Genomic DNA, 26,404 nt, shown 5'->3' on the forward strand with positions numbered 1-26,404 from the left:
ATTCTATATGGTTTGTCGCAGCAGCTTGTTTTAACACAAAAAATGATAACGCTTTCAAATGCATTCTGAAGCTAAAGTTAGTAAGTGGTAAGCAACCTAGCAGCAAGGAGAGGGGGTGATAATCACAAAAAAATAGAAATGATCGCTTCTTTCATGATGGATTGGAAGGATGTAGCCGAAATTAATAAAGGAGATGAAGGAAATTGATAAGATCAAAGGCGTATTGGATACTGACAGTAGTGAGTATGTTTATAAGTATATTGGGGATAGGAATGGGAGTTCCTCCTCAGGTTGTTCACGCAGCAGGTGTAACCTATTATGTCAGCCCCACTGGGAGTGCATCGAATAATGGTTTGTCGACAAGCACGCCTTGGTCGCTGACCAAGGCAGCTTCTACAGCTGCGGCTGGAGATACTGTACTCTTTATGGACGGAATATACAGTGATCAACTCGTTCCACAGAATAGCGGCACAGCGACGAACCCGATACTATTTAAAGCGTTAAATAAAGGACAAGCGACACTTACTTATCCGAACGCGGATTCGTATATTGTGCAAATCAAAGGTAAGTCCTTCATAACGTTGAATGGATTTAAACTAACCTCACATCTGAATCTTGGTAAATGGCTAAAAATAGACAGCACCGACGGCACCATGTATTCAGCAGGTACAGCGAACGGAACTCCTAACAGCAACATTACGATTTCAGATTGCGTCTTTTCGTACGCCACGGCTGGATGGGGTTACCGTGCTCCTATATTCATTAACTATACCAGCCAGTTAAAGTTACTAAACAACATTGTTACAGAGGCTTATTTAGGCGATGATTTGATTACGTTCTCCAATAGTTCCAAATTGTTAATCGAAGGCAATAACTTCAGCAAGGCAAGGCATACGGTGTTGAATTTCTCTTACTTTGACACGAACTATAATACTGTAAGCGATGTTGTCGTGCGAAACAATGTATTTAACAGCCAGTGGAGTCGGAATTTCGAAATCTTCCCTAACAATAGAATTCTACTGGAGGGCAATGTGTTTGCTGAACAAAGGTATGGATCTGGAAATGCATCATCCAGGAACTCCGTCCACGCCGATGGGACTATTTTCCGATATAACCGTTTCATTCGTAACTATAGTGGAGGTACGTTAGGCAGCGCTCCGTATTCAGCCAACATGTCTTTTCAAAATTCTGTCTTCTATAACAACATATATGCAGAGAACGAAATGTTTGTGTATTTGTTTGGCGGTAATGGCGTCTTCACGATCAAAAACAATTTCTTTAAGAACAACATTTTTTATAACAATGATAACAATGCGTCGAATACGAATCTCCGTTATTTCGAAAGAGCATTTAATGATGACGGTTCTAGAACACTTAGCTTTATCAAAAACAACTTCTGGCACGGTCCGGGAGTGACCCCGTACTTCCTCGGAAATAATAATAGTTTTCTGTTTAATAGTGACTATAAACTATGGTCACTGTCCGAAGTGGAGTCGATGTCAGCGGCAGTCGGAACGAAAGTTCCGCTGTTTGCGCAAAACATGAACATAAATCCTTTATTCACGGATCCAAGCAATTACAATTATACGTTACAGCCAGGGAGTCCGATGATCGACAGTGGTACGGATCTGACAACAGCAATAGGTGCAGGAAGCGGAAGCACTTCGCTTACAGTCAACAATCCGAACTATTTTTTTGACGGCTGGGGGATCGACAATCAAGTGGGAGACATCATTTCTGTGGGTACATCCGCAAATCGGGCGCGTATTACGAACATTGCTTACACGAAGAACGCAGCGACCGGTGTAATTACAAGTGGAGTTCTCAGTTTGGATACGGCTTTAAGTTGGGGGGATGGAGCCTCCGTCAATCTGGCTTATGATGGAAGTGCACCGGACATGGGGATTGTTGAGACTGGAGCCGATGCGCCGGATTCCTTGCAAGTAACGAGTAGTCAATTCAAGGCGGTTACCGGTTCTGCAGTACCATTTTCGGCTACTGTGTTCGGCAGTTTCATACCTGCCTCCTATTCATGGAGCTTTGGCGATGGTTCAACAGGAACAGGGGCTAGCCCATCTCATGCTTACACCCAACCAGGTCAATATGCCGTATATAGCAAAGCGACAGATGCATCTGGCAAATCGATATCCGGCATAATGTATGTGATTATTAACGCAACCGACTATCTGAGTCAGCCGATGCTGTACAATTCATTTGATGCCGATGACAATTTATATACGCAAATTTATAGACACAGTTCACGTGGGAATGAGGTCACGAACTATGAACGCATCTATGAGAATGGTACAAACGGAGTCATCCACGTCTACTATAAGAGTGGCAACGATGAGACTGAACAACTGAGATTTGGGAATTACCCGCCAGACTGGAATATCAATCAATTTCCTATTGTGAGCGCCAAGTATAAGGTGAATCCGGGAACGCCGCTTGTGTTAGCATTGGAGGCATATCCGATACGACTGGATAATCGAACATATCCAATTGCGGCGACCGCTTCTTCCAACGAGCCAACAGCTGCATATACGTTGATTGATGACGGTCAGTGGCATACGATAGAGGTGGACGTGAGGGCAATCCGGAATCTGGGAGGAACCTATGCGGGGTTGAATTACCTTCGTTCAGCCAGCTTCAGAACCATGGCTGCAGGCTCCACAGGCCAAGAATATTGGATGGATGATTTCACCATCAAACCAGCTCCGATCCCACCAACGACAACAGACAATGCTCCGACAGGGTGGGTCAATCAAGACACTACAGTAAATTTGAGTGTAACCGAGGGGACATCTGTTGTAGCCGCTACTTACTATACGGTAGATGGCGGAACGCAACAAACCGGCACATCAATCGTATTGACGACAGAGGGAGTTCATACGCTAACGTATTGGAGCGTGGACATCTCAGGCAATATGGAGACCCCTCACACGGCAACGGTTAGGATTGACAAGACAGTACCAGCAGATGCGACTCTAGCGGCAGACATTACAGCGCCGACTAATACAGATGTCACCGTCACGATCAGCTATCCGGCAGATGCAGCAGTGAAAGAATACAAAGTGGGTACTAGCGGCGCATGGACAGCTTATGTAATTCCTGTGGTTGTTTCTGCAAATGAAACGGTGTATGCAAGAGGGACGGATGCTGCTGGCAATGTGTCCAATGTCTCTATATATGTAGTCTATAATATTGATGATACGATTCCTACAGCAACAGTGACCTATAGTTCGATAACCGCGCAAAGTGTCACCGCCACAATCACACCGAGCGAACCGGTGACGATTACGAATAATGGAGGTTCAAGCAGCTACACGTTTCTCTATAATGATAGCTTCACTTTCGAAATCGTCGATGCAGCAGGGAACCACGGAACAGCTATGGCCACTGTGGCCAATATTGCAGCAAAGAGCAAAACCAAACCAAGTACACCTATTCTTTCTGATTCCAATGGGAATGATACTGGCCTGCAAGATGGTAATTACAGGATAGCGATGAACATGTGGTACGGTGAAAATGGTAGAATCTATAAGCTGTATGAGAATGGAAAATTAATCGATACACAAATTCTAACTGATCATTCACCATCAGCTCAATCTACCGTTACATCAATTACCTATAAGCAGAATGGGACTTATCGTTACTATGCCGAACTTACTAATGCCTTTGGCACAACGATGAGCGGCACGCACGTAGTAACCGTAACAAAAGCAGCTCCGGGCAAATCGGTTCTATCGAACGATAACTGGGATGGTGATGGCAACTTTAAAGTCAGCATGAACATGTGGTGGGGAACAAATGGCGGGACGTACAATTTATATGAAAACGGTGTTCTCATCTATTCAGAAGCACTTGCCGACCATACACCGGATGCACAATCATCCGTATCGACCTTAGTAAATAGAGCTAAGGGCAACTATGAGTATCGAGCTGAGCTCATTAACTATGGTGGAGCTACAGCTAGCGAAATTATGATTGTAAATGTTACGAAATAGTTAATTAATAAGTTACTTCATTTCTATGGCATACTGGGTCGATGATGTCTTCTAAGTAGTTTAACCTTCTCTTGACAAAGCATACTGTAATAATTATAATTACAGTATGCAGTAACATTTCGAGTGAAGGTGGCGAGGCATATGTTAAATGTTGCAATTGGTGATTGGGTCGTCGCAACAACGAGTGAAGATGAAATGGTACATGGTTATGTAGAAGCGATCGCGGGGCAGCATGGTATTGCCTTCGTTCATGTCATTGCTTCTGATCAAGATGACATCATCGGTCATCAAATTGAAGTGAAACTCTCCAGTGTAAAGGCACTGCCAATTAGCGGACTTGATACCGAAGACGGCGTGCGTAGTATGATCGACATTGCGCTTAGCATCAAGGATGAGATGTGGTTTATGGAGCTAACCGATACTTTATATACTTTACAATCTAGTGGATCCAAGTCGGCTAAAGACAAAGTGGTCTCCAGTTTCTATACGAACCGTCTAGGTGTGGATCAACTGTGATAGCTGGAGTCATACAAAGCCAATCTAATTGATAACTTGCAATTGCAAGGTTTATCGGTTGGGTTGGCTTTTTCGTTGAGTTCGGATCGACATGTGGGGATGATTGTGGCGGATTCAGCGATTGGTTGCAGGAGTGGGAGAGTGGGACGTATCCGTGGAACATAAATTCTGAGGTATCTACAACAATTGTCGCGTACTTAGGGTGGTTGAGATGCATCGAGGGGAATTGTAGAAGGTGTGATGCAATGTGCTGGATCGAGGGGAGTGGTAGGATGTGTAATGCAATATGCTGGATCGAGTGCAAGAGTAGAATGTGTGATGCAATGTGCTAAATCGAGGAGGAGTAGTAGAATGCGTGATGCAATATGCTAGTTCGAGTTCGAGCGGAGAGGAAGGAACAAGTTTGTTTTAGAAAAGGACCTCCGCTCCGGACTTGAGCAATTTTGGAGAAATTGCTTCAGAGTAACGGAACGAGGATCCCTTATTTAGGTACTAAACATGAATTTGAAAAAGTTACGGAACGTGGTTCCGTTATTGTAGACGAATTGGTGTTGTAAGGTGTGAAAACGTAATAATAGCGGAACTACGTTCCGTTTCTTTGTGCATATATCCGTTTTCAGCAGAATAGCGGAACCAGGTTCCGCATCTCGAACGTCGCTACGTTGATTCCGTCGTATTGTCTGCTATTTGGTCTGGTTTGATCACCGCGGTATTACCCGCAGACTTCGCGACTGGCACGCCTTTCGCCACTTCCGCGGCGAATAATGTTTGCATTTCGGCGACTTTCTTAGCGTCGGCAGCTTCAATTTTATCGGCGAAATATTTCTCGACGAAAAGCTCCCATGTCGGCGCGACTTTTTGTGTATGGATGGATTTTACGGCTGTCTTAATCAGCCTGCGTTCCTTGGCATTCGTGTACATGTCGACGTATTGCTGTTTGCGTTCGAAGTCCAGCTCGGTGAAGATCGAGCGGAAGACCTCCGCTGTCATCTTAGCGTCGTCCAACGCTCGGTGAGCCGTGCCTTCGGCGACGATGTTCAAATCTGTAAGCGCAGCTTCGACACTGACATCGTTCGTTACTTTTTTGAAGCGCGTGTACCCTTTCAATAAGTCGAAATAGTGAGCAGCCATCCAATACGCATCATCTAATTTGTGCATCCGCGTATCAAACACGATTCGCTTGAGATCCTCACCACCCCAAGTGACAAGCAACACTTCTTCACTTCGTCCGAGCCAAGCCAAGAAATCGGCAATTACTTTGCGGAAACCAGCTGCTTCGTCAATATCTTCTTGGGGAATCCCCGTTTTTTTCTTAATAAAGGCGTTTAATTTAGAGAAATATACTGGCTTAATCAAGGCTGAGAATTCATCCACTTGCGTAAGTGAAGCATCTAAACGGACAGCGCCAATTTCAATTACTTCCATCGGTAAATCACTGGCAAACTTGCGGCCGTTAAATTCGATATCTAATATAATGTAATCCATGATGTGCCCCCGTTTCTTCCTATCCTACCATTTTAGCAGAAAAAGCTTACGTTGCCAGCTTCTGTTTACGATAGACCGCTCGCAGCACCAGACTTAATAGGAATCCAGAGAAAGACATGACCGACACCCAGATGAATAAGGTGTGTACACCATAGGTTTGATAGAACCATCCTCCAAGATAAGAAGCAACGATTCCTGAGACCCCGAAGAAGATGATAGCCAGCACAGTTTGTCCAGTAGCACGCCATTCCTCTGGAACAATTTGATACAAGTATTGAATCGCAGCTGAGTAGAAAATAGGGAACGTGAACGTCTGGAGAAGCTGAATCGTAACAAGCACATGGGGATCTGTGACCCAAGCGCTGACCAAGAAACGCAAGAAATAGAAGAAGGCAGCGAATGATATAAGCGCTAATTCTCTTCCTTTTCGAAGCCACCAGAAGCTTAAAGCGAATACTAGAATTTCACTCCCAGCTGCTAAGAAGAAGGCAATGCCAACCAAATGATTGCTGCCGCCTAATTCACGTATATAGACTCCAAGAAATGTATCATTAATCCGTTGTGGAACTGCGCATACGAAGATTAGAAGCATGAACCAAATGGTTTCTTTATTACTCAGAAATTTTCGCAGACTACGCAGTGAGATAGGTTTCCCCGTCACAGGAGCATCAGGCAGCGCCAAGCATATGATCAAGCTCAATATCCCAATGCCGCCAAACAGGTAAGCCAAGCTATGAATGCCGAAATATTGCGCCGCATAGCCCACAATTAATGACATCACAGCGTAGCCGACAGCACCAAATGTACGAATGGAACCATAGCTTGTTCCCAGGCGTTCAGCAGTTTGAAAGTTCAAACTTTCTGTCAAAGGGTCCAAGGGCATTAAGAAAAAGTAGAGCAGCATCGTAAATAGAAGCAACACGATAAAGCTTTTGGAATCGTACAGCAAGTACCCGATGATGGTGGAACAGAATAGAAGAAGAAGCATAACTTTCTTGATCGTTTTTGTTCGATCACTGATCATACCCCATAAGGGCTGCGAGAAGATGGCGATGAAACCGCCAGTCCCAATAATGAGACCAATTCGTGATGTGGAAAGTCCCTGTGCGTCCAAATAAACCGGTAGAAAAGAGACGAAGAGGGCAAGTAATGCGAAATACATAAAGTTAAACGAACGCAATAAATTGGATGAATGCATTGAAGACCTAACCTTCCTTGATGTACTAGCGCGATGCTGTCATGAAAGTACATTTTATCATGCTCAGCCAAAGTTGCAAAAAATATTTATCAAGAGCGCAGCTGCGAGGGGTTCGTTCCTGTTACTTTTTTGAATTGGCGGCTAAAAAAATAAATGCTCCGATAACCAAGTGCCTCAGCGACTTCACTGACATTCATGCCTAGTTTAAGCAAGTATGAGGCACGTTCAATTCTGGACTGAATGAGATAGGATTCAATCGTCTGGCCCATGATTTCTTTGAATTTAAGTGAGAAATAACGTGGAGAAAGATGCGCTTCTTTGGCTAACTCTTGGATACTATGCTGACGTCCGGGATCTTGTCGAATATGAGAAGCGATATCCATCATCACACGGTTCAATGAGCGCCGCGCTGGATCACCTTGAGGTTGATGGTCAGGGGCTTGTCGTTCAAACAATAATAGAATCAGCTTAAGAAGCGTCTTCGCTTCATCCTCTTGCCCATAAGCCTCCGAATGTCTGACTTGTACGAAACGATCTAGATAGCTCTCATGAAATTCAGCGGGATCGAAATGGACGAAAGAAGGGAGTGACATCGGGTACGAATGATCCCCTTCCGCTGAGAAATGGATAAACGTTACCGTAAGCGGACGTTCTGGATTATGCTTCGCACTGGTCAGGTCCCCTGGCTTAAACAAGAAACAATCGCCGCTGCTAACGGGATAACGTTTGCTATTTAAGGTGACCTCACCTTCACCATCCCATACATACCAGAAATCGAAGTCTTGGAAAGGGTCATCCTCGCGGCTGCTCCATTTCCAGTTCACTTCACAGATTACTTTACCGAAATAAGGATTAAGCTGAATGGCTTGGGATGTGAAAACGGACATGAAGACTCACGGCCCCTCTATGTAGAATAGTGCAAATTGTATAGTGCTTGAATGCATTTATTTTACTACTTTCTATTCATATAATAAAGTTATGAATGGTCAAATTATTTAAACGGAGGGGTTACCGTTATGCCTAGGACTGAACTGACTGAGCAATCGCCGGAAGAAATATCAGCGAGACTGTACCGTTACGACCGTATTGCAGATAAAATTGAAGGCAGTACCCATTGGAATGAAACCCATCTTGCTGCTTATTGGCGAGACGGATTTGCCGCAATTGAACATGTATTAAAGGAAGAAGATATTCAAAATTCGAAAGAAGCTTTGCATGAGCTTATTTTTAAAGATAATAAAGGGGCACAAATTCAATTCTCTAAGCCAAAAAGTGAATTGAAAACGGACGAAGAGAAAGAACTAGCTGTTAGGAAGGTGCATGAGTTCGTCAACGTGGACGAACGTCTGCGAGGGATTGCGGAACATCCTGCGATCATTGCCATTGTTCAAGATATCCTGGGGGAAACGCCGCGGCTTGTGCAGGATATGGCATTGCTTAAACCTCCGCATGGCGGTGGGGAAAAGCCGTGGCATCAAGATATGGCGTATGGAAACTTGGCTTATGAGAAACCCGTAGTCGGCGTGTGGATTGCCCTTGATGAAGCTGCGCTTGATAATGGCTGTATGCATGTCATCCCGGGTTCTCATGCAGACGGGGCAACACCCCATTATGCGATTAGAGATTGGCAACTCTGCGATAGCCATGTGCAAGTGGAGAGAGATGTTGCAGTCCCTTTACTGCCAGGAGGCATACTATTGTTCCACGGGTTACTCAAACATGGAACTCCGTATAATCTATCAACGAAGAAGCGCCGCGCTCTACAGTTCCATTATGTAGGTGAATCAGCTGTTAAGCTTACGCCGAAAGAATACAAGCGATTTTTTACTAATGAGATGAGCGGTGCTGAATGCTAGCGCTTATTAGATAAAGTACACTTAAAAGGCGTGCCCCAATAGGGATGCGCCTTTTAAGTGTACACACACGAAGTGTTCAACGGTCATTTCTTGGCGTTCTTAGCCTGAACTTGCACGAATCGAACGAATGAACTGCAGGGTGGATTCAAAGTATGGTTCATCCTGGTAGTATTGAATGAATAAGTCTTCAAAACCCTCGGTGTTCGTCGTCATTCGGTAGGAGATGATTCCGTGGTACCAAGGAATGATCTTGTTGAATAAGGCTTGCCGCTTATCAAATCGAATATCTTGCATGGTTAGCCCTTTGCCCAGAAAATAGCTCAGAATGGTTTGATAACTACGGAAAACGACGTTTCCGAAATTGTAACCGCTTGGTTCATTAGCTGCGAATTGATACATACTGCGGTTTATGATGCAGAAGCGAGGGTTTCGCTGCAAGATACAATATTGGATATACATTTGGTTAAAGGAAGAATCCAGAAACCGATCGGGAGTGTCTACCTTCAATAAATCTTCTCGGCGTAGGACAGTGCCCGTAATAAAGGTTGACATAATGGACGTTTCAGCTAGAAAAGCAGGTAGTCCCTCTTTCACATAAATACGACCGTCATTATTATGCACATTCACATGCAATACGCCACAATCAGCATGACGCTCAATCGTGTCCAGAAGTGGCAGGAGTGTTCCTTCTACTTGAAAATCATCGTCTCCTTGTAACTTAATGAACGTTCCTGTTCCTTGGAACATGACTCGAAAAATGTTTCGGTCTGCTCCGATGTTCTCATCATTACGGGTATACCGTAAATTCTCGTATTGTGCACGATATTTGTCTACCACTTGCGGAGTCCCATCGGTTGAAGCATTATCTGACACAATAACCTCAACCTTATCGTTGTTTCCCACCTGAGACAAGATTGCTTGGAGACAAAGATCCAAATTCGCTGCACGGTTGTAGGTTGGCAGGCAGATCGACAAAAGCTTTTGCTGACGGCGAGCTAACAATCGCTGCTCCGCTTCTTCTTCGGAACTTACATCTTCCCAGATCCCGCTTACTGGTTCATAGACTTGAATGATGCGCGCGGGTGATCCCTCAACAACACAATAGTCAGGCACATCCTGTTCTACGAGACTATGGGGCCGAACCACACTTCCTTTACCGATATGAAGATTTCCGATAATGACTGTGCTGTCACCTAGGCAAGCTCCTTCTCCAATATAGACATGGTCGGATTGCGAAGTTAAGCCTTGTGACAAAACGGGAATGCCTACGTGGCGATAATGATGGTCCGTATCGGAGATGAATACGTTCGAACCTATTTCAACATGAGGTCCTAATTCTACCCGATTCGCTGCCGAGATTATTAAGCCTGGACTGGATTTGCAGCCGTCGCCGAGGATGATTCTAGGGTATTTCTGCGGATCTTGACTGATGATGTTGAACCAGTAATGGGCTTGGATGGATACGTTATTGCCAATGGATATGCCTTCTGGGCAGAAGATCTGACCGCCTTCCTCCATCTTTGAGTTTTCGCCGTAATAGTGAAACCTTGCCGTGAAATCGGCATGTAAATAGGGTGTTGACATTCGATTCACTCTCCGTCAATTAAATTCGATGTTGGCGATTGGATGCTTCGAATAATGGCCAAAGCCTCATGATAGTAAGGTTCATCCTGATAGTGCTCGGTATAGATGTCTTCAAATCGTTCTACGTTCGCAATCATACGTGTTTCAATAATCCGTCTGTACCAGGGGATCGCATATTCATACAAGGTGCGTTTTTTCTCGCTGCGAAGCTGATCTATCGTTAATCCTTTGTCAATGAAGTAAGACAGAATGGATTGATAGCTGCGGAAAATGATTTCACCAAAATTATAGGAGTCGGAAGAAATACCTGCGTACGTATACATGTTAGCGTTCATGATACAGAATTTTGGATTTTCCATTAGAATGGCATATTGCAGATACACTTGATTAAAAGAGGAATCAATAAAATGAGCAGGATCCTTAATTCTTTTCAATTCTTCACGCCGCAAAATGGTTGAGGTAATGAACGTAGCATAAATCGATGTCAGCTCGAGGAAAGCGCTCATGCCTTCATGAACTTGAACTCGTCCATTGCCATTTCTAACATTGATATGAACGACTCCACAATCGCCATGCATATGAAGAACGTGAATCAGGGGCATGAGCGTTCCGTCAACATAGAAGTCGTCATCGCCTTGCAGCTTCACGAACTTCCCATTTGCTTGATTCATAACATGATAAATATTTCGATCTGGGCCGATATTTTCTTCGTTACAGATATAAGTTAAGTTCGGATAAAGTTCGAGATATCTGTTCATAAGAGCAGGAGTCGAATCCGTAGAAGCATTGTCAGAGACAATGACTTCAACCAGGTCGCACGTTCCGATTTGTGAGAATATGCTAGTTAAGCAATGTTCTAGATGAGAGGCTCGATTGTAGGTTGGGATGCATATCGATAGGAGCGGGTGTTGTTTGCGATAATTTACGAAATGTTCAGCTTCTGAATGGGGTGGAATATCGACCCAGTGCCCTATGTCAGGTAGGTAAATTTGGGTGATTTGGGCTGGATCTCCTGCTACGACACAGTAGTCTGGCACGTTGCTTGTGACTACACTGTTGGGCTTAACGACAGCGCCTTTGCCGATGGTTAGAGGTCCTTTAACGATTGCATTTGCACCGATCCAAGAGCCTTCACCAATGCGCATGTGCCCACTTAAGACCCGGTTATTGTTAGAGGTATCTGTAAGTGTAACATTCGGTCCGATAAGCACATTTCGTTCTAACTCAATATGGTTATCAGCAATAACGCTGACACCCAAATTGAATTGGCAGCCGTCACCAATTACGATCTTGGGGGAATTCTCCGCACGAGGAGAAACGGTATTAAATACATAAGGAGCGCGCATAAAAACACTGTTCCCTAGGCTTATTTGATCTGGATGCTCAAAATGGCCCCCTTTCTGGATGAAAGTATGACTTCCGAATTTATGAAATTGTGAAGCGAGCTCTGGACTAATATATGTTGTCAAATTTCTCTCCTCCAAGTACAAATTCCATCAATTTTGTCCACTAGTATTCAACATATTCAACTTACTCAAGAGTTTCACTGGGTATTAATGGGTTTATTTAAACTTAATTCCATGGCCTATCGGCATTTGTCTCAGTCCAACCAGAAGTTAAACTCATAGGATAATAGTGGTTGAATTTTAATTGAAACGGAGGCAATTTCCGTATGGAACAGTCCAGCAGTGAACTTCGGCAACAAATTGTTGCTTTAACTAAACAATATTATGAAGCGAATTGGCCCCAAACGGTGTTCGAACCGGGAGTTACCAATGTTCCCGTAAGTGGCAAAACGTTTGATGGTGAAGAGTTGAGCCATTTAGTTGATGCATCGCTGGATTTTTGGCTAACAACGGGCCGTTATGCGAGTGAATTCGAGCAAAAATTTGCTTCTTTCATTGGTACACGTTATGCCTTGCTAACGAACTCAGGTTCGAGTGCTAATCTACTTGCTCTATCTGCCTTGACGTCTCCATTATTGAAAGATCGGCGACTGCAGCCAGGAGACGAAGTGATTACGGTAGCAGCGGGGTTCCCGACAACTGTAAATCCAATTATTCAGAACGGGCTTGTACCAGTTTTCCTTGATGTCAAACTCCCTACTTACAATATTGACACAACCTTATTAGAAAGTGCGGTCAGCCCGCGTACGAAAGCAATTATGATCGCTCATACGTTAGGTAACTTGTTTGATCTGGCTGAAGTGAAGCGAGTGGCGGATAAACACGGGTTATGGCTGATTGAAGATTGTTGTGATGCTGTCGGGTCGGAATATGGGGGACGTAAAGCAGGGACTTTCGGAGATTTGGCGACTGTCAGTTTCTATCCTGCACACCATATTACGATGGGTGAAGGCGGGGCTGTTCTGATGAATTCTCCTCTACTCAAAAAAATAGTCGAGTCTTTCCGTGACTGGGGACGGGACTGCTGGTGTGAGCCAGGCAAAGACAATACATGCTGCCGAAGATTCGGCTGGCAATTGGGTGATCTGCCTTTTGGCTACGATCATAAATATACGTATAGTCATATCGGCTACAACCTGAAAGTAACGGATATGCAAGCAGCGATTGGTGTGGCTCAAATGCAGAAGCTGCCAGATTTCATCGCGAAGCGAAAAGCTAATTTCAACCGACTTAAGGAGGCGCTCCAACCGTTGGAAGAATACCTGCTTCTGCCTGAACCCACGCCGAATAGTGTTCCGAGTTGGTTCGGGTTCCCGATTACAGTTAGGGACGAATCACCCGTAACTCGCGAACAGCTGACAGCAGCTCTTGAGCGGAATCGCATCGGTACTAGATTGCTGTTTGCAGGGAATCTGTTGCGTCAACCTGCTTACAAACATACTACTCATCGCATTGTTGGGAACCTGACGAATACAGATGTGATTATGAATAGAACGTTCTGGATCGGCGTTCATCCTGGTCTAACGCAGGAGATGCTTGATTACACGGTGCAAACGCTTCGTGATACCTTGAAGAAGAGGGGTTAGTCAATGAAGGTCGTTATTCTTGCCGGGGGATTCGGTACGCGAATTAGTGAAGAAACACATGTTAAACCGAAGCCAATGATCGAAATCGGTGACAAGCCGATTCTTTGGCATATCATGAAGACCTATTCGTCACATGGTTTTAATGATTTTATTATTTGTTTAGGCTATAAAGGATACTTCATTAAAGAATATTTCGCTCACTATTATTTACATGAAGCGGACATTACATTTGACTTCGGTAATCATAACGAAACAATTGTTCACCATCATAATGCACCACCCTGGAAGGTCACATTGGTGGATACCGGTAAGGATACGATGACAGGAGGTCGTGTCAAACGCATACAGAGCTATGTCGGAGATGAGACTTTTCTGCTTACTTATGGGGATGGATTGTCGGACCTAGATATTGGGAAGCTCATTGAATTCCACAAGGCCCATGGGAAACTTGCTACGGTAACTGCTGTTCAGCCTTCTGGGCGATTCGGATCGCTCCGTCTGACGAAGCAGGATCAAGTGCTCGGCTTCCAAGAGAAACCTGCAGGAGACGGAGGCTGGATTAATGCTGGATTTTTCGTCATGGAGCCGGAGGTTTTCGACAAGATCGACGGTGACAGTACGGTACTGGAGAAAGAACCACTGGAGAATCTGACGCAGAATGGACATTTAATGGCTTTTAAACATGAAGGTTTCTGGCATCCCATGGATACACTGCGCGACAAGAATTATCTAGAAGACTTATGGAAATCGCAGAAAGCTCCTTGGAAAAAATAAAGACTGGGAGAAAGGGGAGCCGTATGGTCAATTCAGCTTACTGGCGTGGAAAGAGAGTCCTCATTACTGGACATACTGGCTTCAAAGGAGCTTGGCTAAGCATGTGGCTGCTATCACTTGGTGCCGATGTCATCGGCTATGCACTGCAACCTCCGACTAAGCCTAGTTTATTTCATTTATGTGGATTGGATAAGGATATGCAATCGACCTTTGCGGATATTCGTGATCTAGAGCGACTGCGGCAAGTGGTGGCTGACACGGACCCGACAATCATCTTTCATATGGCCGCCCAACCGATCGTAAGGAATTCCTACAAGCATCCAGTAGATACGTATGAGGTGAATGTGATGGGCACCGTGAATCTGCTGGAGGCTGTTCGACTGGCTGCAGCTGGCGGTAAGAGCTCGATTCAGGCTGTAATTAATGTAACAACAGACAAATGCTATGAGAACCGCGAATGGGCGTGGGGATATCGAGAGAACGACAGTCTAGGCGGATTCGATCCCTATTCGAACAGCAAAGCTTGTTCGGAACTCGTCACTTCGGCTTATCGCAATTCTTTTTTTCAGTCCGAGACGGGTATAAGTATAGCTACTGCTCGAGCAGGCAATGTAATTGGCGGAGGGGATTGGGCGGAAGATCGATTAATACCGGATTGTATACGCGCATATTTATCTAAGAACGTTATGAGCATACGTAATCCTGCTGCAATTAGACCATGGCAACATGTATTGGAGCCGCTTGGCGGCTATTTGTTACTGGCTGAACACATGGTGCAGAACACGGGCAAATATGGGGGAAGTTGGAATTTCGGGCCACAAGACGCTGATGTACAAAGTGTGGAGTGGGTGGTACAGCGGCTTGGTACGAAATTAGGGAACCACGACTTCTATGAGATTGAGCCAGCAACCAATCAGGTCAAACATCCACATGAAGCTAACTTGCTCAAGCTTGATTGTTCCAAATCTAGCAGTTACTTGAACTGGCATCCGAGATGGCCGCTTGATACGGCACTGGCTCGAATTGCAGAATGGCTACTTGCATTCAAGGAACAACGTGATATCCGTACTGTCTGTTTGGAGCAGGTTGAGGCATACATGGCTTAAAGGAGGTAGTTCGGATTGCGAATTTTGGTGACCGGAGCTACTGGTTTTGTTGGGGCGTGTTTGGCAAGGCGATTAGTAGCGGAAGGATACGACGTACACATCTTTACTAGAGCGCTATCTGACAAATGGCGGATTCGGGATCTACTTCCGCATGTCACTGAGCATGACGCGGATTTGCGGAATTCAGAGCGGATTCGCGAACGGATAGCAACTATTCGGCCAGAAATTATTTATCATGCTGCGGTTTATGGTGGGTTTTCTTTTCAAAATGAAGCCGAATTCATCTATGCCTTGAATTTCCAAGGGACCGTTCATCTGTTATCAGCTTGCGAACAGGTGGGATTCTCAGCTTTCATCAATCTGAGCTCCTCGTCTGAATATGGAATGAAATCTACTCCGATGCAAGAGGATGATCTACTTGAACCTATTGGCGATTATGCTGTTTCGAAGGCCGCAGCAACGTTGTATTGCCGTACGAGGGCGGTAGAAAGGCAGCTGCCGATCGTTACGCTGCGACTATTTTCTCCCTATGGACCATGGGATGACCCTAAACGCTATATCCCGTATGTTGTACGCACGCTGCTTGCTGGTCAGCAACCGCAATTGACCGTTCCTCATTCTGTTCGTGATTACATCTATATAGATGATGTGGTTGAAGCTTGTATGTGCGTTATGCGACAAACAGCGTGCTATGGAGAGATTATCAATATTGGTTCAGGTGAGCAAGTGTCGATCGGCAAGGTCGCGGATCTTCTGACGGAACAAATCGCGAATGGCATCGAGCCTAAGTGGGGGGTGTCCTTGCGTACGAAGATGGAACCAACGGATTGGAGAGCGAATATTGAGAAAGCCAATAGGTTATTACAGTGGGAACCAAAGATAACATTGCTAGATGGTCTTGCCCGGACGGTAAATTGGCATAAGGAACATCTGAAAAGGGATTCTGGCAATTAAAGGGGGGACAGTGATGAAGTGTTCGGATTATGTGATTGATTTTATCCAGAAGCAGGGAGCTTCACACGTGTTTGAGATGATCGGGGGTGCAATTGCCCATCTGTTAGATTCCATACATTCTCGTGACGACGTGCATTGTGTCTCTATGCATCACGAACAGGCAGCGGCATTTGCTGCTGAAGGTTACGCACGTATGAATGGCGTGATCGGTGTCTCCATGGCGACGAGTGGGCCTGGTGCATTGAACATGCTGACAGGCATCGGTAGTTGCTATTTCGATTCGGTTCCCTGCTTGTTCATTACCGGTCAAGTAAATACGTATGAATTTAAGTTTGATAAACCAGTTAGGCAGATCGGATTCCAAGAAACGGATATCGTTAGTATCGTAAAGCCAATCGTTAAATATGCAGAAATGGTTACGAACCCAGACAGGATGAGATATTGCCTTGAGAAGGCTGTTTATATGGCACAGTCAGGTCGACCAGGGCCTGTTCTGCTGGATATTCCGATGAATGTTCAGCGGGCTGATATTGATCCAGATAGGTTAGAGAGCTTTATGGACAGCGAGGAATTTCGCAACTTACAAGCTCAGGAAGAAGTGACTTGCGATTTAGACAAGTTGGACGAGGTAATAGAGTTAATAGCACAGTCAACACGTCCGCTTATTCTAGTTGGAGGAGGAGTGAGAGCGGGAAGAGCCACTGAGGAATTCCTTGCTTTTGTTGAGCATACAGGCATTCCTGTTGTCCACTCTCTCATGGGTCTCGATGCTCTCCCAGCAGTCCATCCTGCAAGTTTCGGTTTAATTGGCTCTTATGGAAATCGATACAGTAATTTGGCGCTTGCCAACTGTGATCTCGTGCTGATCTTAGGATCTCGTCTCGATACGCGCCAAACGGGTACACGTCCAGATACCTTCGCTCGTGCTGCACGCAAAGTGCATGTGGATATCGAGTCCGTCGAATTGAATCATAAGGTTAATGCGGATATTGCATTGTCATGCGGTGTGAAACTTTTTTTAATAGAAATGAATGCACGTTTGGATGGTTGGGTCAAGAAAGACATCTCTGAATGGGTTCACATTCTAAAGGAGTATCAAGAACGCTATCCAACTATGAGTCCTCCGACTGAAGAAGGGGGAATTGATCCGAATTTGTTCATGGAGAAAGTGTCTGATCTGTGCAGTGAAGGTGACATCATTTGTTTGGATGTAGGTCAGCATCAAATGTGGGCGAGTCAGTCGTTCCGATTAAAGAAAGACCAACGTTTGTTGAATGCGGGTGGTATGGGGGCAATGGGTTTTGGGCTTCCAGCCGCAATTGGTGCCTCTATCGTTGAACCGAATAAAAGGGTGATTGTAATTGCAGGAGACGGTGGTATGCAAGTGAATATCCAAGAATTGGAAACTATTTACCATCTGAACCTGCCGATCAAAATCATTGTGATGAACAACCATGCCTTAGGTATGGTCAGACAGTTCCAAGATTTATATTTTAATGGTCGTAGGCAATCAACGGTAAAGGGATACAGTTGTCCAGACTTTGTCCGAATTGCTGAGGCGTACGGAATTCCCGCTTACGTAATCGAGAAAGATGTTGATGCAGATGAAGTTATGAAACAGGTATTGGCTGAAGATGGTGCTGCGTTAATTGAGGTGAAATTGCATCAGGGCACGATGGTGAACCCCAAACTAGTCGTCAACCGTCCGATTGAAGATATGTCGCCATTACTAGATCGGGAAGAATTAATACAAGTGATGGTGATAGACGTGTTGGAAGAGAGAAAGGATGAGAAAGAGGAGTCGGAGTGATAGTGGTTAATATCGTTTAGGAAGTGTAAGCGTCTTGTTTCCATTCTAGTGAATGGGAATCGGACGTTTTTATTTTTTCATTCTCGTGCTCGTTGATACGCCCATGCCGTTCAATGCTCTATACATATCATATAAGAGGAACAAGATTAGTTTTATTTGAAGAGAGGAGGCAGTGGTACGCATGAGATTGTTTATCAATGATAGAGAAGCTGCAATCTAATTCTTAGGAGGTAGGAGGCTTTGAGTAAACTTGCTCGGTTAATGAATCTAGTTGAATACGTCGTTATTATGCATATTAAAAAGATCGAAATCGAGTATTTTAACGGAATGGCATACAAAATAAAATTTAATATGGGTGATAGTGAACCTCAAAGATTAACGGAATTGCAGAGTTTTTTGGCAACCATAGATTGGCTGCAAGTTGAAGCGATTGAGATTGAACTTTACAATGGACAAGCATCCGAGATCGAATTCCTTAATGAGTTAGTTGGTTCTAGCGAGGCTATGGGAATTGTGGATGAGAGAGCGGAGATAGGAGGGACAGGAGCGGTAGGAACAACACTAGCAGTGATAGGGGGTATTGGAGCAACGGCAGGTATGGATGAAACGGGGGCAACGAGTGAGATAGGTGCAACGGGGGCAAATGGAACGGCAGGATCCTCCATCGATCCTATGTGAATGGGAGGAAGTTGCAGAAGGATATTACTGATAGAAAGATCAATATTTTACAAAATATGTTTTATTCCATCATTTGTCCTCTCTCATTCGTCCATACACATTAAATTTGTAAACATACTATATAAGAGGATGCTAGAGTATTTTTATTTTAAATAAGGGAGGTAGGCTGAAAAAAAGAAATAGTTTCCTTTTGTAATAAATAGTTTTCAAATTCATAGGAGGTGTAAGGCTTTTGAGTAAACTTGCTCAGTTAATGAATTTAATTGGTGTCGTAGGTATTATGAATGTTGAGGAAATTGAAATTAAATATTTTAATGGTGTGAAATTCGAATTAGAATTTGATGAAGATGAGAGTTTAATTGTAAGAGAATCTGCACTTGCCAATTTTTTAGCACTAATGGATTGGAATCAGGTTAAAGAGATTGAAGTTGAACTTTACAGTGGAGAAGAGCTTGAAATCAAATTTCCTGAAGATCCGATAGGTCCGACAGGAGCAACAGGAGCAACAGGTGCAACAGGTGCAACAGGGGCAACGGGAGCAACAGGAGCAACTGGACCATACGGAGAAGGTGGAACAGGAGCAACAGGAGCAACAGGAGCAACAGGGGCAACAGGTGAAACAGGTGCGACAGGAGCAACAGGAGCAACAGGAGCAACAGGAGCAACAGGAGCAACAGGAGCAGGAGTAACAGGAGCGACAGGTGATACAGGTGCGACAGGGGCAACAGGGGCAACAGGTGAAACCGGTGCGACAGGAGCAACAGGAGCAGGAGTAACAGGAGCAACAGGTGATACAGGTGCGACAGGGGCAACAGGGGCAACAGGTGATACAGGTGCGACAGGGGCAACAGGGGCAACAGGTGCGACAGGAGCAGGAGTAACAGGAGCAACAGGAGCGACAGGTGAGATGGGCCCTGCAGGACCATCAGGTGGAGCAACGGGAGCCACTGGTGTAACAGGAGCAACAGGTGAAACCGGTGCAATCGGACCGACAGGAGCAACAGGTGCAAGTGTGACAGGAGCAACAGGTGCGACAGGTGAAACAGGAGCAGCGGGAGAAGCAGGGCTTGCAGGAGCAACAGGAGCGACAGGAGCGACAGGTGAAACAGGAGCAGCCGGAGCGGCAGGACTTGCAGGAGAAACAGGAGCGACAGGAGCAACAGGTGCAACAGGAGCAACGGGTGCAACGGGTGCGACAGGTGAAACAGGAGCAGCCGGAGCGGCAGGACTTGAAGGAGCAACAGGAGCAACAGGAGCAACGGGTGCGACAGGTGAAACAGGAGCAGCCGGAGCGGCAGGACTTGCAGGAGCAACAGGAGCAACAGGAGCAACAGGAGCAACGGGTGCAACAGGAGCGACAGGAGCAACAGGAGCGACAGGAGCAACAGGAGCGACAGGAGCAACAGGAGCGACAGGTGAAACAGGAGCAACAGGAGCAGCCGGAGCGGCAGGACTTGCAGGAGCAACAGGAGCGACAGGAGCCACAGGTGAAACAGGAGCAACGGGTGCGACAGGTGAAACAGGAGCAGCCGGAGCGGCAGGACTTGAAGGAGCAACAGGAGCAACAGGAGCAACAGGTGAAACAGGAGCAACAGGTGAAACAGGAGCAGCCGGAGCGGCAGGAGCAACAGGAGCAACGGGTGCGACAGGTGAAACAGGAGCAACAGGTACAACAGGTACAACAGGAGCAACAGGAGCTACTGGTCCAGATGTTCTTGCTCAGTCATTCTCAGCTTTCTTACCTGCATTAGCAACAGCTGCATCAGCTCAACTCACAGGATGGACCGTAACAAGTCCTTATTATAATGGAACTTCATTTAACCCAGTTACTGGTGTCTTTACAGCTCCAGCAACAGGAAGATACGCATTCGAAGCAACGATTAACTACTCGACAACAGCAGCAGTAACCATTTCACTCGGTGCTGGAGTAACACCTTCATTTGTAATCCGTCGTATAGCACCAACTACAGCAGATTTAATAACAGGATTGTTCCCAGTACTGAACGTCAATGTCGCACTCGTTTTAACATTGAGAGCAATCCTAGGAGATGGCACGGTCACGTTGGCAGGAACAGTAGAATTGACAGCAGGAGATACAGTTGGTCTCTTCTATGAAGCTGATGGATTAACGATTGCCCTTGATTTAGGAGGAGCCGACTCATCAGGAGTTGTTTGGTCAGCGTTCCGTATTCTTTAAGATTAGCTATCCTATCTAAATACAAGATTAACCTTAGTTTATGGAAGAGCTGGCCCTAGAGTCAGCTCTTGTTTTATACATAGAGGTTACGCTTAGAGCGAAAACAAGAGATTACTAGAGTTGTAGAATTTATAAAAATATAAATTTCAGGAGATATATGTAAAATTATACGATTTTATTTAAGAAGTTCGGGTGATTAAGTGTTAACTATTTTTTGAAAATTTTAATGAAGAAACGTACTACATTGATACATAGTCATATGCATATTTTAGGGTGGACAACCATCTATTGCCAAAAAGCACAGACAAACCCTGTTGGTAATTCGTATGATGAACTATCACAGGAGGTGTTGTAATTGAGTCTCTTAGTTGGCAAAAAGAAAAGTTCGTTCTCTTCAAAAAAGCGACTAACAATTAAGAAAAGTGGAGTTAAGCTCCATAAAGTAAGTGGTTGTGGATGCCATAGAAGAAAGAAAAAAAGATGTCACAAAATTGTCGTAGTAAAAGTTGGACGCAAATGCTGTAAAAGAGGTCCAAAAGGAAAACGTGGTCCACGCGGCTTTAGAGGATTCCGTGGTGCGATTGGAGCGACTGGAGCAGCAGGGGCAGCAGGAGTAACAGGAGTAACAGGGGCGACTGGAGCAAATGGAGTTGGTACGACCGGGGCAACAGGTGCAACAGGTGCAACAGGAGCAGCAGGAGCAACAGGAGCAACAGGAGCGACGGGAGTAACAGGACCAAGAGGCAAGAAAGGTGAAGATGGTGACCGCGGCCGAAGAGGTCGAACTGGCGCAACTGGAGCAACGGGGCCATATGGTGAGGGCGGAACTGGAGCAACAGGTGCGACTGGAGCACCAGGCTTAATCGGACCTACAGGCCCAACTGGCCCTGGAGTTGGAGCAACAGGAGCAACAGGAGCGACAGGAGAAGCTGGATTAGCTGGAGCGACAGGAGTAACGGGAGCAACCGGAGCAACAGGAGCAACAGGAGCAACAGGAGCGACAGGAGCGACAGGAGTAACAGGAGCAACAGGAGCAACAGGAGCAACAGGAGCAACAGGTGCAACAGGTGCAACAGGTGCAACGGGAGCAACGGGTGCAACAGGTGCAACGGGAGCAACGGGTGCAACAGGAGCAACAGGTGCAACAGGTGCAGGGGCGATAATTCCATTGTCATCAGGTGGTCCAATTGCCATGACAACTGTTCTAGGCGGACTAGTTGGTACTGTAGGGGTTATCGGGTTTGGTAGTTCAGCAGATGGTATTAGTCTTCTAGGTGGAGCAATTGATTTAACAGGTGATGTTCTTGGCCCGATTATTGATTTTGCTTTCTCAGTCCCTAGAGCTGGTACAATCACTTCGATATCTGCCTTCTTTAGTAACACGCTTGCACTGAATGTTCTTACAACTGAAATCTCAATCACGGCCCAATTATTTAGTGCACCGGCGACAAGCAACCTCTTTACTCCGATTCCAGGAGCAACAGTGACCCTATCGCCAGTGCTTAGTGGAATCGTCTCACTTGGTGATATCAGTAGTGGTATTACATCAGTTTCAATTCCAGTAGCAGCAACAACACGTTTGTTAATGGTTTATTCAGCTACTGCAAGTGGTGGATTAAGCTTAGTTAATACAGTTGTAGGTTATGCAAGTGCAGGATATACAATTGCCTAATAAAAAATAAAGAACGGGGCTCAACGTTACTACTATTCATTAACTATGAGCACACCTAGAGATGAATGGTAGTAAGTTGAGCTTTTTTTTATAAAAGTTTCGAAATATAGAATGACATACGAGAATTCGCCCTAGTTCGATATCGCATTGTGAATGTCTGTGATAACCATTTCATCTTGTTCAGACTTTCAATGTTTGTATCACTTCCAAAACGCGATTTTCGTACATATAAATGCAAGCAACAGTGGAGCGAATGATCCTTTCATCCTCGCATCCTATCCAACAAATCGTGTACTCTTCAATTTATGCCTATTCCTAAGTGGAAGTGACGAGAAATGAGGAAATAATTGTGTTTTTTTGCATAGGCAAAGCTCAGAGGCAAATGACGGGGATGCTCAATATGATATAAGAGAATAACGGGATTATTCCCTTTACTATAAAGTTGAGGTGAGAGCTTTGAAGACCAGTATTATAATCTTAACGTATAACCAATTGCCTTTAACTCATGCATGCTTGTTAAGTATCCGAAAGCATACGACTGAACCGTATGAAATTATTATTGTGGATAATGGTTCTACTGATCATACAGTACCTTTTCTGCGCTTATTTCCGGAGATTAAGGTAATTAGTAATGAGGTGAATTTGGGATTCGCTAAAGGTTGTAACCTAGGTTTAGAAGCGGCAACTGGCGATTATATCTTATTCCTCAATAATGATACAGTAGTTACCGAAAATTGGCTGACTAACATGATCCGAGTTCTTGAGCAGGATCATAGGACGGGGATGGTAGGCCCAGTAACCAACTATGTAAGTGGATATCAAAAAATTCCCGTGACTTATACGGACCTGTCACAATTGGAAGAATTTTCGCAAACTCATCGTGCGTTGCATGCCGGACTAACCATGGAGGCTCGCCGGTTGGTAGGGTTTTGTTTGTTGACGAAGAAACGCATTCTTGATGAAATCGGGGGTTTCGATGAGAGGTTTGGCTTAGGCAATTATGAGGACGACGATCTATGTCTTCGTGTACTTTATGCTGGATATAAGTTATACATCGTCCGAGATTCGTTTATTCATCACGTTGGACATGCGACAATGAATCAATTGAATGGATCGAGCTTGTCACAGTTGTTGGTGACGAATCGCGATAAAGCTGCTGAGAAGTGGGGAGCAGAAATTATTAGCTTATTATACAGACCGCCAGTCACAATTTCCTTTTGTATACTGGTAAGGAATCTGGATGAACAATTTATGATGTGTATGAAGTCAATTGATGATGTAGCAGATGAAATCATTCTCGTAGATGCCGGCTCCGCTGGTCTTACGAAAGAACTTGTAGATGCGTATACAGATAAATGGTTCATTACAAATGAAATCGAAGAGTGGGAGGCGCGCAATATGGCTTTCCGACAGGCATCCAAGGATTATCTGTATTGGATGGATTCCGATGAGATGTTAACGGAAAGGAATCAGCGCAAATTAAGAGGGTTGAAACATTCACTAAACCCTATGGTAGATGCTGTGACGATGAAGAGTTATCGTGAAGTCGACACTGTGAACGAAGCGTTGGGAGTTGAGCGCTTAATTCGACTGGTGCGGCGAACAGTTCCATTCACGGTGCATGCACAGACGAAAGAAATCGCAGTAGAAGGAACAGTGTATCACAGCGATGTGGAAATTAATAAAACGCCTTAATACAAAACGAAAAGGGCCAACCTGTATAGGTAAGCCCTTTATTATGTAGGCGTAGTTACGCCAATTCAAATTCTTTCATTTTATTATATAAGGTTCCACGCGAAATTCCGAGCAGTTTAGCTGCCGCGCTCTTATTGCCAGCTGTTTTGGCCAATGCCTCTTCGATCAAGGTGATCTCATCACGCACATTAACGGATTCTTTTAACAGCATAGGGGGAGTTTCGGTATCCTGAAACACACTCGCTTGCTGCTCTTGTATGGCCAAAGGCAACTGATCTAACATAATCATCTCTTCTTCGTTTAAAATCATACTTCGCTCGATTGCATTTTTCAATTCCTGGATATTGCCAGGCCAATTGTATTGTGACAAGGCCAACATAACTTCTGGGGCTAGTGTAGGTGCTGGTTTCTGGTATTGCAACGAAAACTGTTTGAGATACATATGAACCATCGCCGGAATATCTTCGACACGCTCACGCAGAGGTGGGATTCGAATGGAAACGACATTCAGTGCGTAGTATAAATCAGCTCGAAATTCATGGGAAGCAAGCTTGCTGGCCAAATCTTGTGTCGTTGCAATAATGATGCGCGTTCTAACATTGATGGGTTGGTTCCCGCCAGAGCGGACAAGGGTTTGCTGGGAAATGTAGCGATAGAGCTTCGCTTGGAGTTCCAGTGACATTTTCTCAATATCGTTAATAAATAATGTGCCCTCTTTGGCCAATTCTAATTTGCCGGGCTGCCCATCTTCACTTCCACTGAAAGCTCCACCCTGATAACCGAATAGTTCGGTCTCCAATATCCCCCCAGGCACAACACCACAATGTACAGTTACAAAAGGATGCATAGAGCGCGTGCTGGACTGGTGAATAATTTGCGCTAATTGTTCTTTACCAACCCCAGATTCACCGATAAGGAGGACGGGGGTTTCGGTGGGTGCTACTTTTTTGGCCCATTGGATCACCTTGCCAATCGCTGGTCCTTTTCCTTTAATAAGGGCAAATGGGTCTTCTTGCGACGTTTCAAAAGGGAGTCCTACAGACTCAACAGTTGTTAATTGTTCATTCAATCGCACCAATTGTGTGATATCTTGTTCGGTTGCAATTCCACCAATGATCGTACCCGCGGCATCTTTGATGGGTGAAGCATTAATGAGGACATGCGTTTCGGGCCTCGGACGGTGGTACGTATTACGGATGAGCCGGCCTTCATCTAACATTTTGAGAACCATCAAGGTTTCTACGTCAAAATGTTCCCCAATGCGCTTGCCTATAATGTCAGCCCGCGGCAAACCATAGAGTTCTTCTGAGACAGGATTCCAGCAAATGACGGCACCATCTCGATCAACAACGGTGACGGCATCGGTCACTGTATCCGCCAGTGCTGTGAAGTATGCGTGCCACTTCTGACGCTCTTTCATAGCGTAAACCGTATACGCATGTAAGCTGAAATAGCCTATAATCACGCCATTTTCATCCCTGCAAAGATTGAATCTTTTCAAATCGTGTAGCAGTGCTTGCTCATCATCCTGTGCCAATAATTGCGCGATGTAATGCACTGGTGTATGGAAGAAAGATGTGATTTGTAGTAAATCCTCTACATTCACAGCTGTAAAGGTATGTAATAGGTCAACCTCGTCAGGAGTAAAAAGTGCAAACGTGTGATTGTAATGAACGATTACAGCCGTACCTGTATGCAAAACTGCTATAACTTCAGTTAGTTTCGTGTCATAAGGGAGTGTTTGAATTGTAATTTGTAATGGAAAGTGTTCAGGAATGAACATGTTACCCCTCTTTTATCCGCCATATTTGGTTTTAATTTACCATGAATAGGTAAGCGATTCAACACATCTTGGCCTATAGCTGAATATTGTACAAATA

The 26,404-nt window shown here is 44.9% G+C and carries 18 protein-coding genes; 12 read left to right on the plus strand and 6 right to left on the minus strand.

Annotated features, from left to right (window positions below; translation table 11 throughout):
- Positions 1 to 203: 203 nt before the first annotated feature.
- Both A8708_RS12805 and A8708_RS12810 read left to right on the plus strand, forming a co-directional pair.
- The gene (locus tag A8708_RS12805) at positions 204 to 4,007 is read left to right on the plus strand and encodes an OmpL47-type beta-barrel domain-containing protein (protein WP_082927465.1); all 3,804 of its coding nucleotides are present in this window, start codon (positions 204 to 206) and stop codon (positions 4,005 to 4,007) included.
- 141 nt (positions 4,008 to 4,148) lie between these two features.
- Positions 4,149 to 4,523 (plus strand): hypothetical protein, encoded by a 375-nt coding sequence (locus A8708_RS12810; protein ID WP_068663938.1) that lies wholly within the window; start codon positions 4,149 to 4,151, stop codon positions 4,521 to 4,523.
- Positions 4,524 to 5,180: 657 nt separating this feature from the next.
- Here A8708_RS12810 and A8708_RS12815 read toward each other — a convergent pair.
- From A8708_RS12815 to A8708_RS12825, 3 genes are all read right to left on the minus strand, one after another.
- A complete protein-coding gene (locus A8708_RS12815) occupies positions 5,181 to 6,008 on the minus strand; it encodes a 3'-5' exonuclease (RefSeq protein WP_082927466.1) in 828 nt (275 codons plus the stop codon).
- A gap of 46 nt (positions 6,009 to 6,054) precedes the next feature.
- Positions 6,055 to 7,206: an MFS transporter gene (locus A8708_RS12820; RefSeq protein ID WP_068663940.1), complete on the minus strand. Its 1,152-nt coding sequence runs from the start codon at positions 7,204 to 7,206 to the stop codon at positions 6,055 to 6,057.
- Between the two features lie 89 nt (positions 7,207 to 7,295).
- Positions 7,296 to 8,093: a helix-turn-helix domain-containing protein gene (locus A8708_RS12825; protein ID WP_068663942.1), complete on the minus strand. Its 798-nt coding sequence runs from the start codon at positions 8,091 to 8,093 to the stop codon at positions 7,296 to 7,298.
- 129 nt (positions 8,094 to 8,222) lie between these two features.
- Here A8708_RS12825 and A8708_RS12830 point away from each other — a divergent pair, with 129 nt between their 5' ends.
- Positions 8,223 to 9,062: a phytanoyl-CoA dioxygenase family protein gene (locus A8708_RS12830; protein WP_068663944.1), complete on the plus strand. Its 840-nt coding sequence runs from the start codon at positions 8,223 to 8,225 to the stop codon at positions 9,060 to 9,062.
- Positions 9,063 to 9,161: 99 nt separating this feature from the next.
- Here A8708_RS12830 and A8708_RS12835 read toward each other — a convergent pair whose 3' ends face one another.
- Positions 9,162 to 10,646 (minus strand): glycosyltransferase, encoded by a 1,485-nt coding sequence (locus A8708_RS12835; RefSeq protein ID WP_068663946.1) that lies wholly within the window; start codon positions 10,644 to 10,646, stop codon positions 9,162 to 9,164.
- Between the two features lie 5 nt (positions 10,647 to 10,651).
- Complete coding sequence (locus A8708_RS12840; RefSeq protein ID WP_068663947.1) at positions 10,652 to 12,115, minus strand: glycosyltransferase; 1,464 nt, start codon at positions 12,113 to 12,115, stop codon at positions 10,652 to 10,654.
- 203 nt (positions 12,116 to 12,318) lie between these two features.
- Here A8708_RS12840 and rfbH point away from each other — a divergent pair, with 203 nt between their 5' ends.
- From rfbH to A8708_RS35855, 9 genes are all read left to right on the plus strand, one after another.
- On the plus strand, positions 12,319 to 13,638 hold the full coding sequence (gene rfbH, locus A8708_RS12845) for a lipopolysaccharide biosynthesis protein RfbH (RefSeq protein WP_068663948.1): 1,320 nt from the start codon (positions 12,319 to 12,321) through the stop codon (positions 13,636 to 13,638).
- A 3-nt stretch (positions 13,639 to 13,641) separates the two neighbouring features.
- Entirely contained in the window at positions 13,642 to 14,412 is a 771-nt protein-coding gene (gene rfbF, locus A8708_RS12850) for a glucose-1-phosphate cytidylyltransferase (protein WP_068663949.1), read from the plus strand.
- A 23-nt stretch (positions 14,413 to 14,435) separates the two neighbouring features.
- On the plus strand, positions 14,436 to 15,518 hold the full coding sequence (gene rfbG / locus A8708_RS12855) for a CDP-glucose 4,6-dehydratase (RefSeq protein ID WP_068663950.1): 1,083 nt from the start codon (positions 14,436 to 14,438) through the stop codon (positions 15,516 to 15,518).
- Positions 15,519 to 15,533: 15 nt separating this feature from the next.
- Entirely contained in the window at positions 15,534 to 16,472 is a 939-nt protein-coding gene (locus A8708_RS12860; RefSeq protein WP_068663951.1) for an NAD-dependent epimerase/dehydratase family protein, read from the plus strand.
- Between the two features lie 13 nt (positions 16,473 to 16,485).
- A complete protein-coding gene (locus A8708_RS12865; RefSeq protein WP_068663952.1) occupies positions 16,486 to 18,282 on the plus strand; it encodes a thiamine pyrophosphate-binding protein in 1,797 nt (598 codons plus the stop codon).
- Positions 18,283 to 18,522: 240 nt separating this feature from the next.
- Positions 18,523 to 18,960 (plus strand): hypothetical protein, encoded by a 438-nt coding sequence (locus A8708_RS12870; RefSeq protein ID WP_068663953.1) that lies wholly within the window; start codon positions 18,523 to 18,525, stop codon positions 18,958 to 18,960.
- Between the two features lie 232 nt (positions 18,961 to 19,192).
- Positions 19,193 to 21,157 (plus strand): collagen-like triple helix repeat-containing protein, encoded by a 1,965-nt coding sequence (locus tag A8708_RS36450; RefSeq protein ID WP_239696657.1) that lies wholly within the window; start codon positions 19,193 to 19,195, stop codon positions 21,155 to 21,157.
- A gap of 355 nt (positions 21,158 to 21,512) precedes the next feature.
- Entirely contained in the window at positions 21,513 to 22,829 is a 1,317-nt protein-coding gene (locus tag A8708_RS12880) for an exosporium glycoprotein BclB-related protein (protein WP_068663954.1), read from the plus strand.
- A 456-nt stretch (positions 22,830 to 23,285) separates the two neighbouring features.
- Positions 23,286 to 24,524: a glycosyltransferase family 2 protein gene (locus A8708_RS35855; RefSeq protein ID WP_068663955.1), complete on the plus strand. Its 1,239-nt coding sequence runs from the start codon at positions 23,286 to 23,288 to the stop codon at positions 24,522 to 24,524.
- 55 nt (positions 24,525 to 24,579) lie between these two features.
- Here A8708_RS35855 and A8708_RS12890 read toward each other — a convergent pair whose 3' ends face one another.
- Positions 24,580 to 26,307 carry a sigma-54 interaction domain-containing protein gene (locus tag A8708_RS12890; RefSeq protein ID WP_068663956.1) on the minus strand — a complete coding sequence of 576 codons (1,728 nt, stop codon included), beginning with the start codon at positions 26,305 to 26,307 and terminating at the stop codon, positions 24,580 to 24,582.
- Between the last annotated feature and the right edge of the window lie 97 nt (positions 26,308 to 26,404).

Origin of the sequence: Paenibacillus oryzisoli (assembly GCF_001653565.1) — a bacterium.
GTDB classification, from domain to species: Bacteria; Bacillota; Bacilli; order Paenibacillales; family NBRC-103111; genus Paenibacillus_E; species Paenibacillus_E oryzisoli.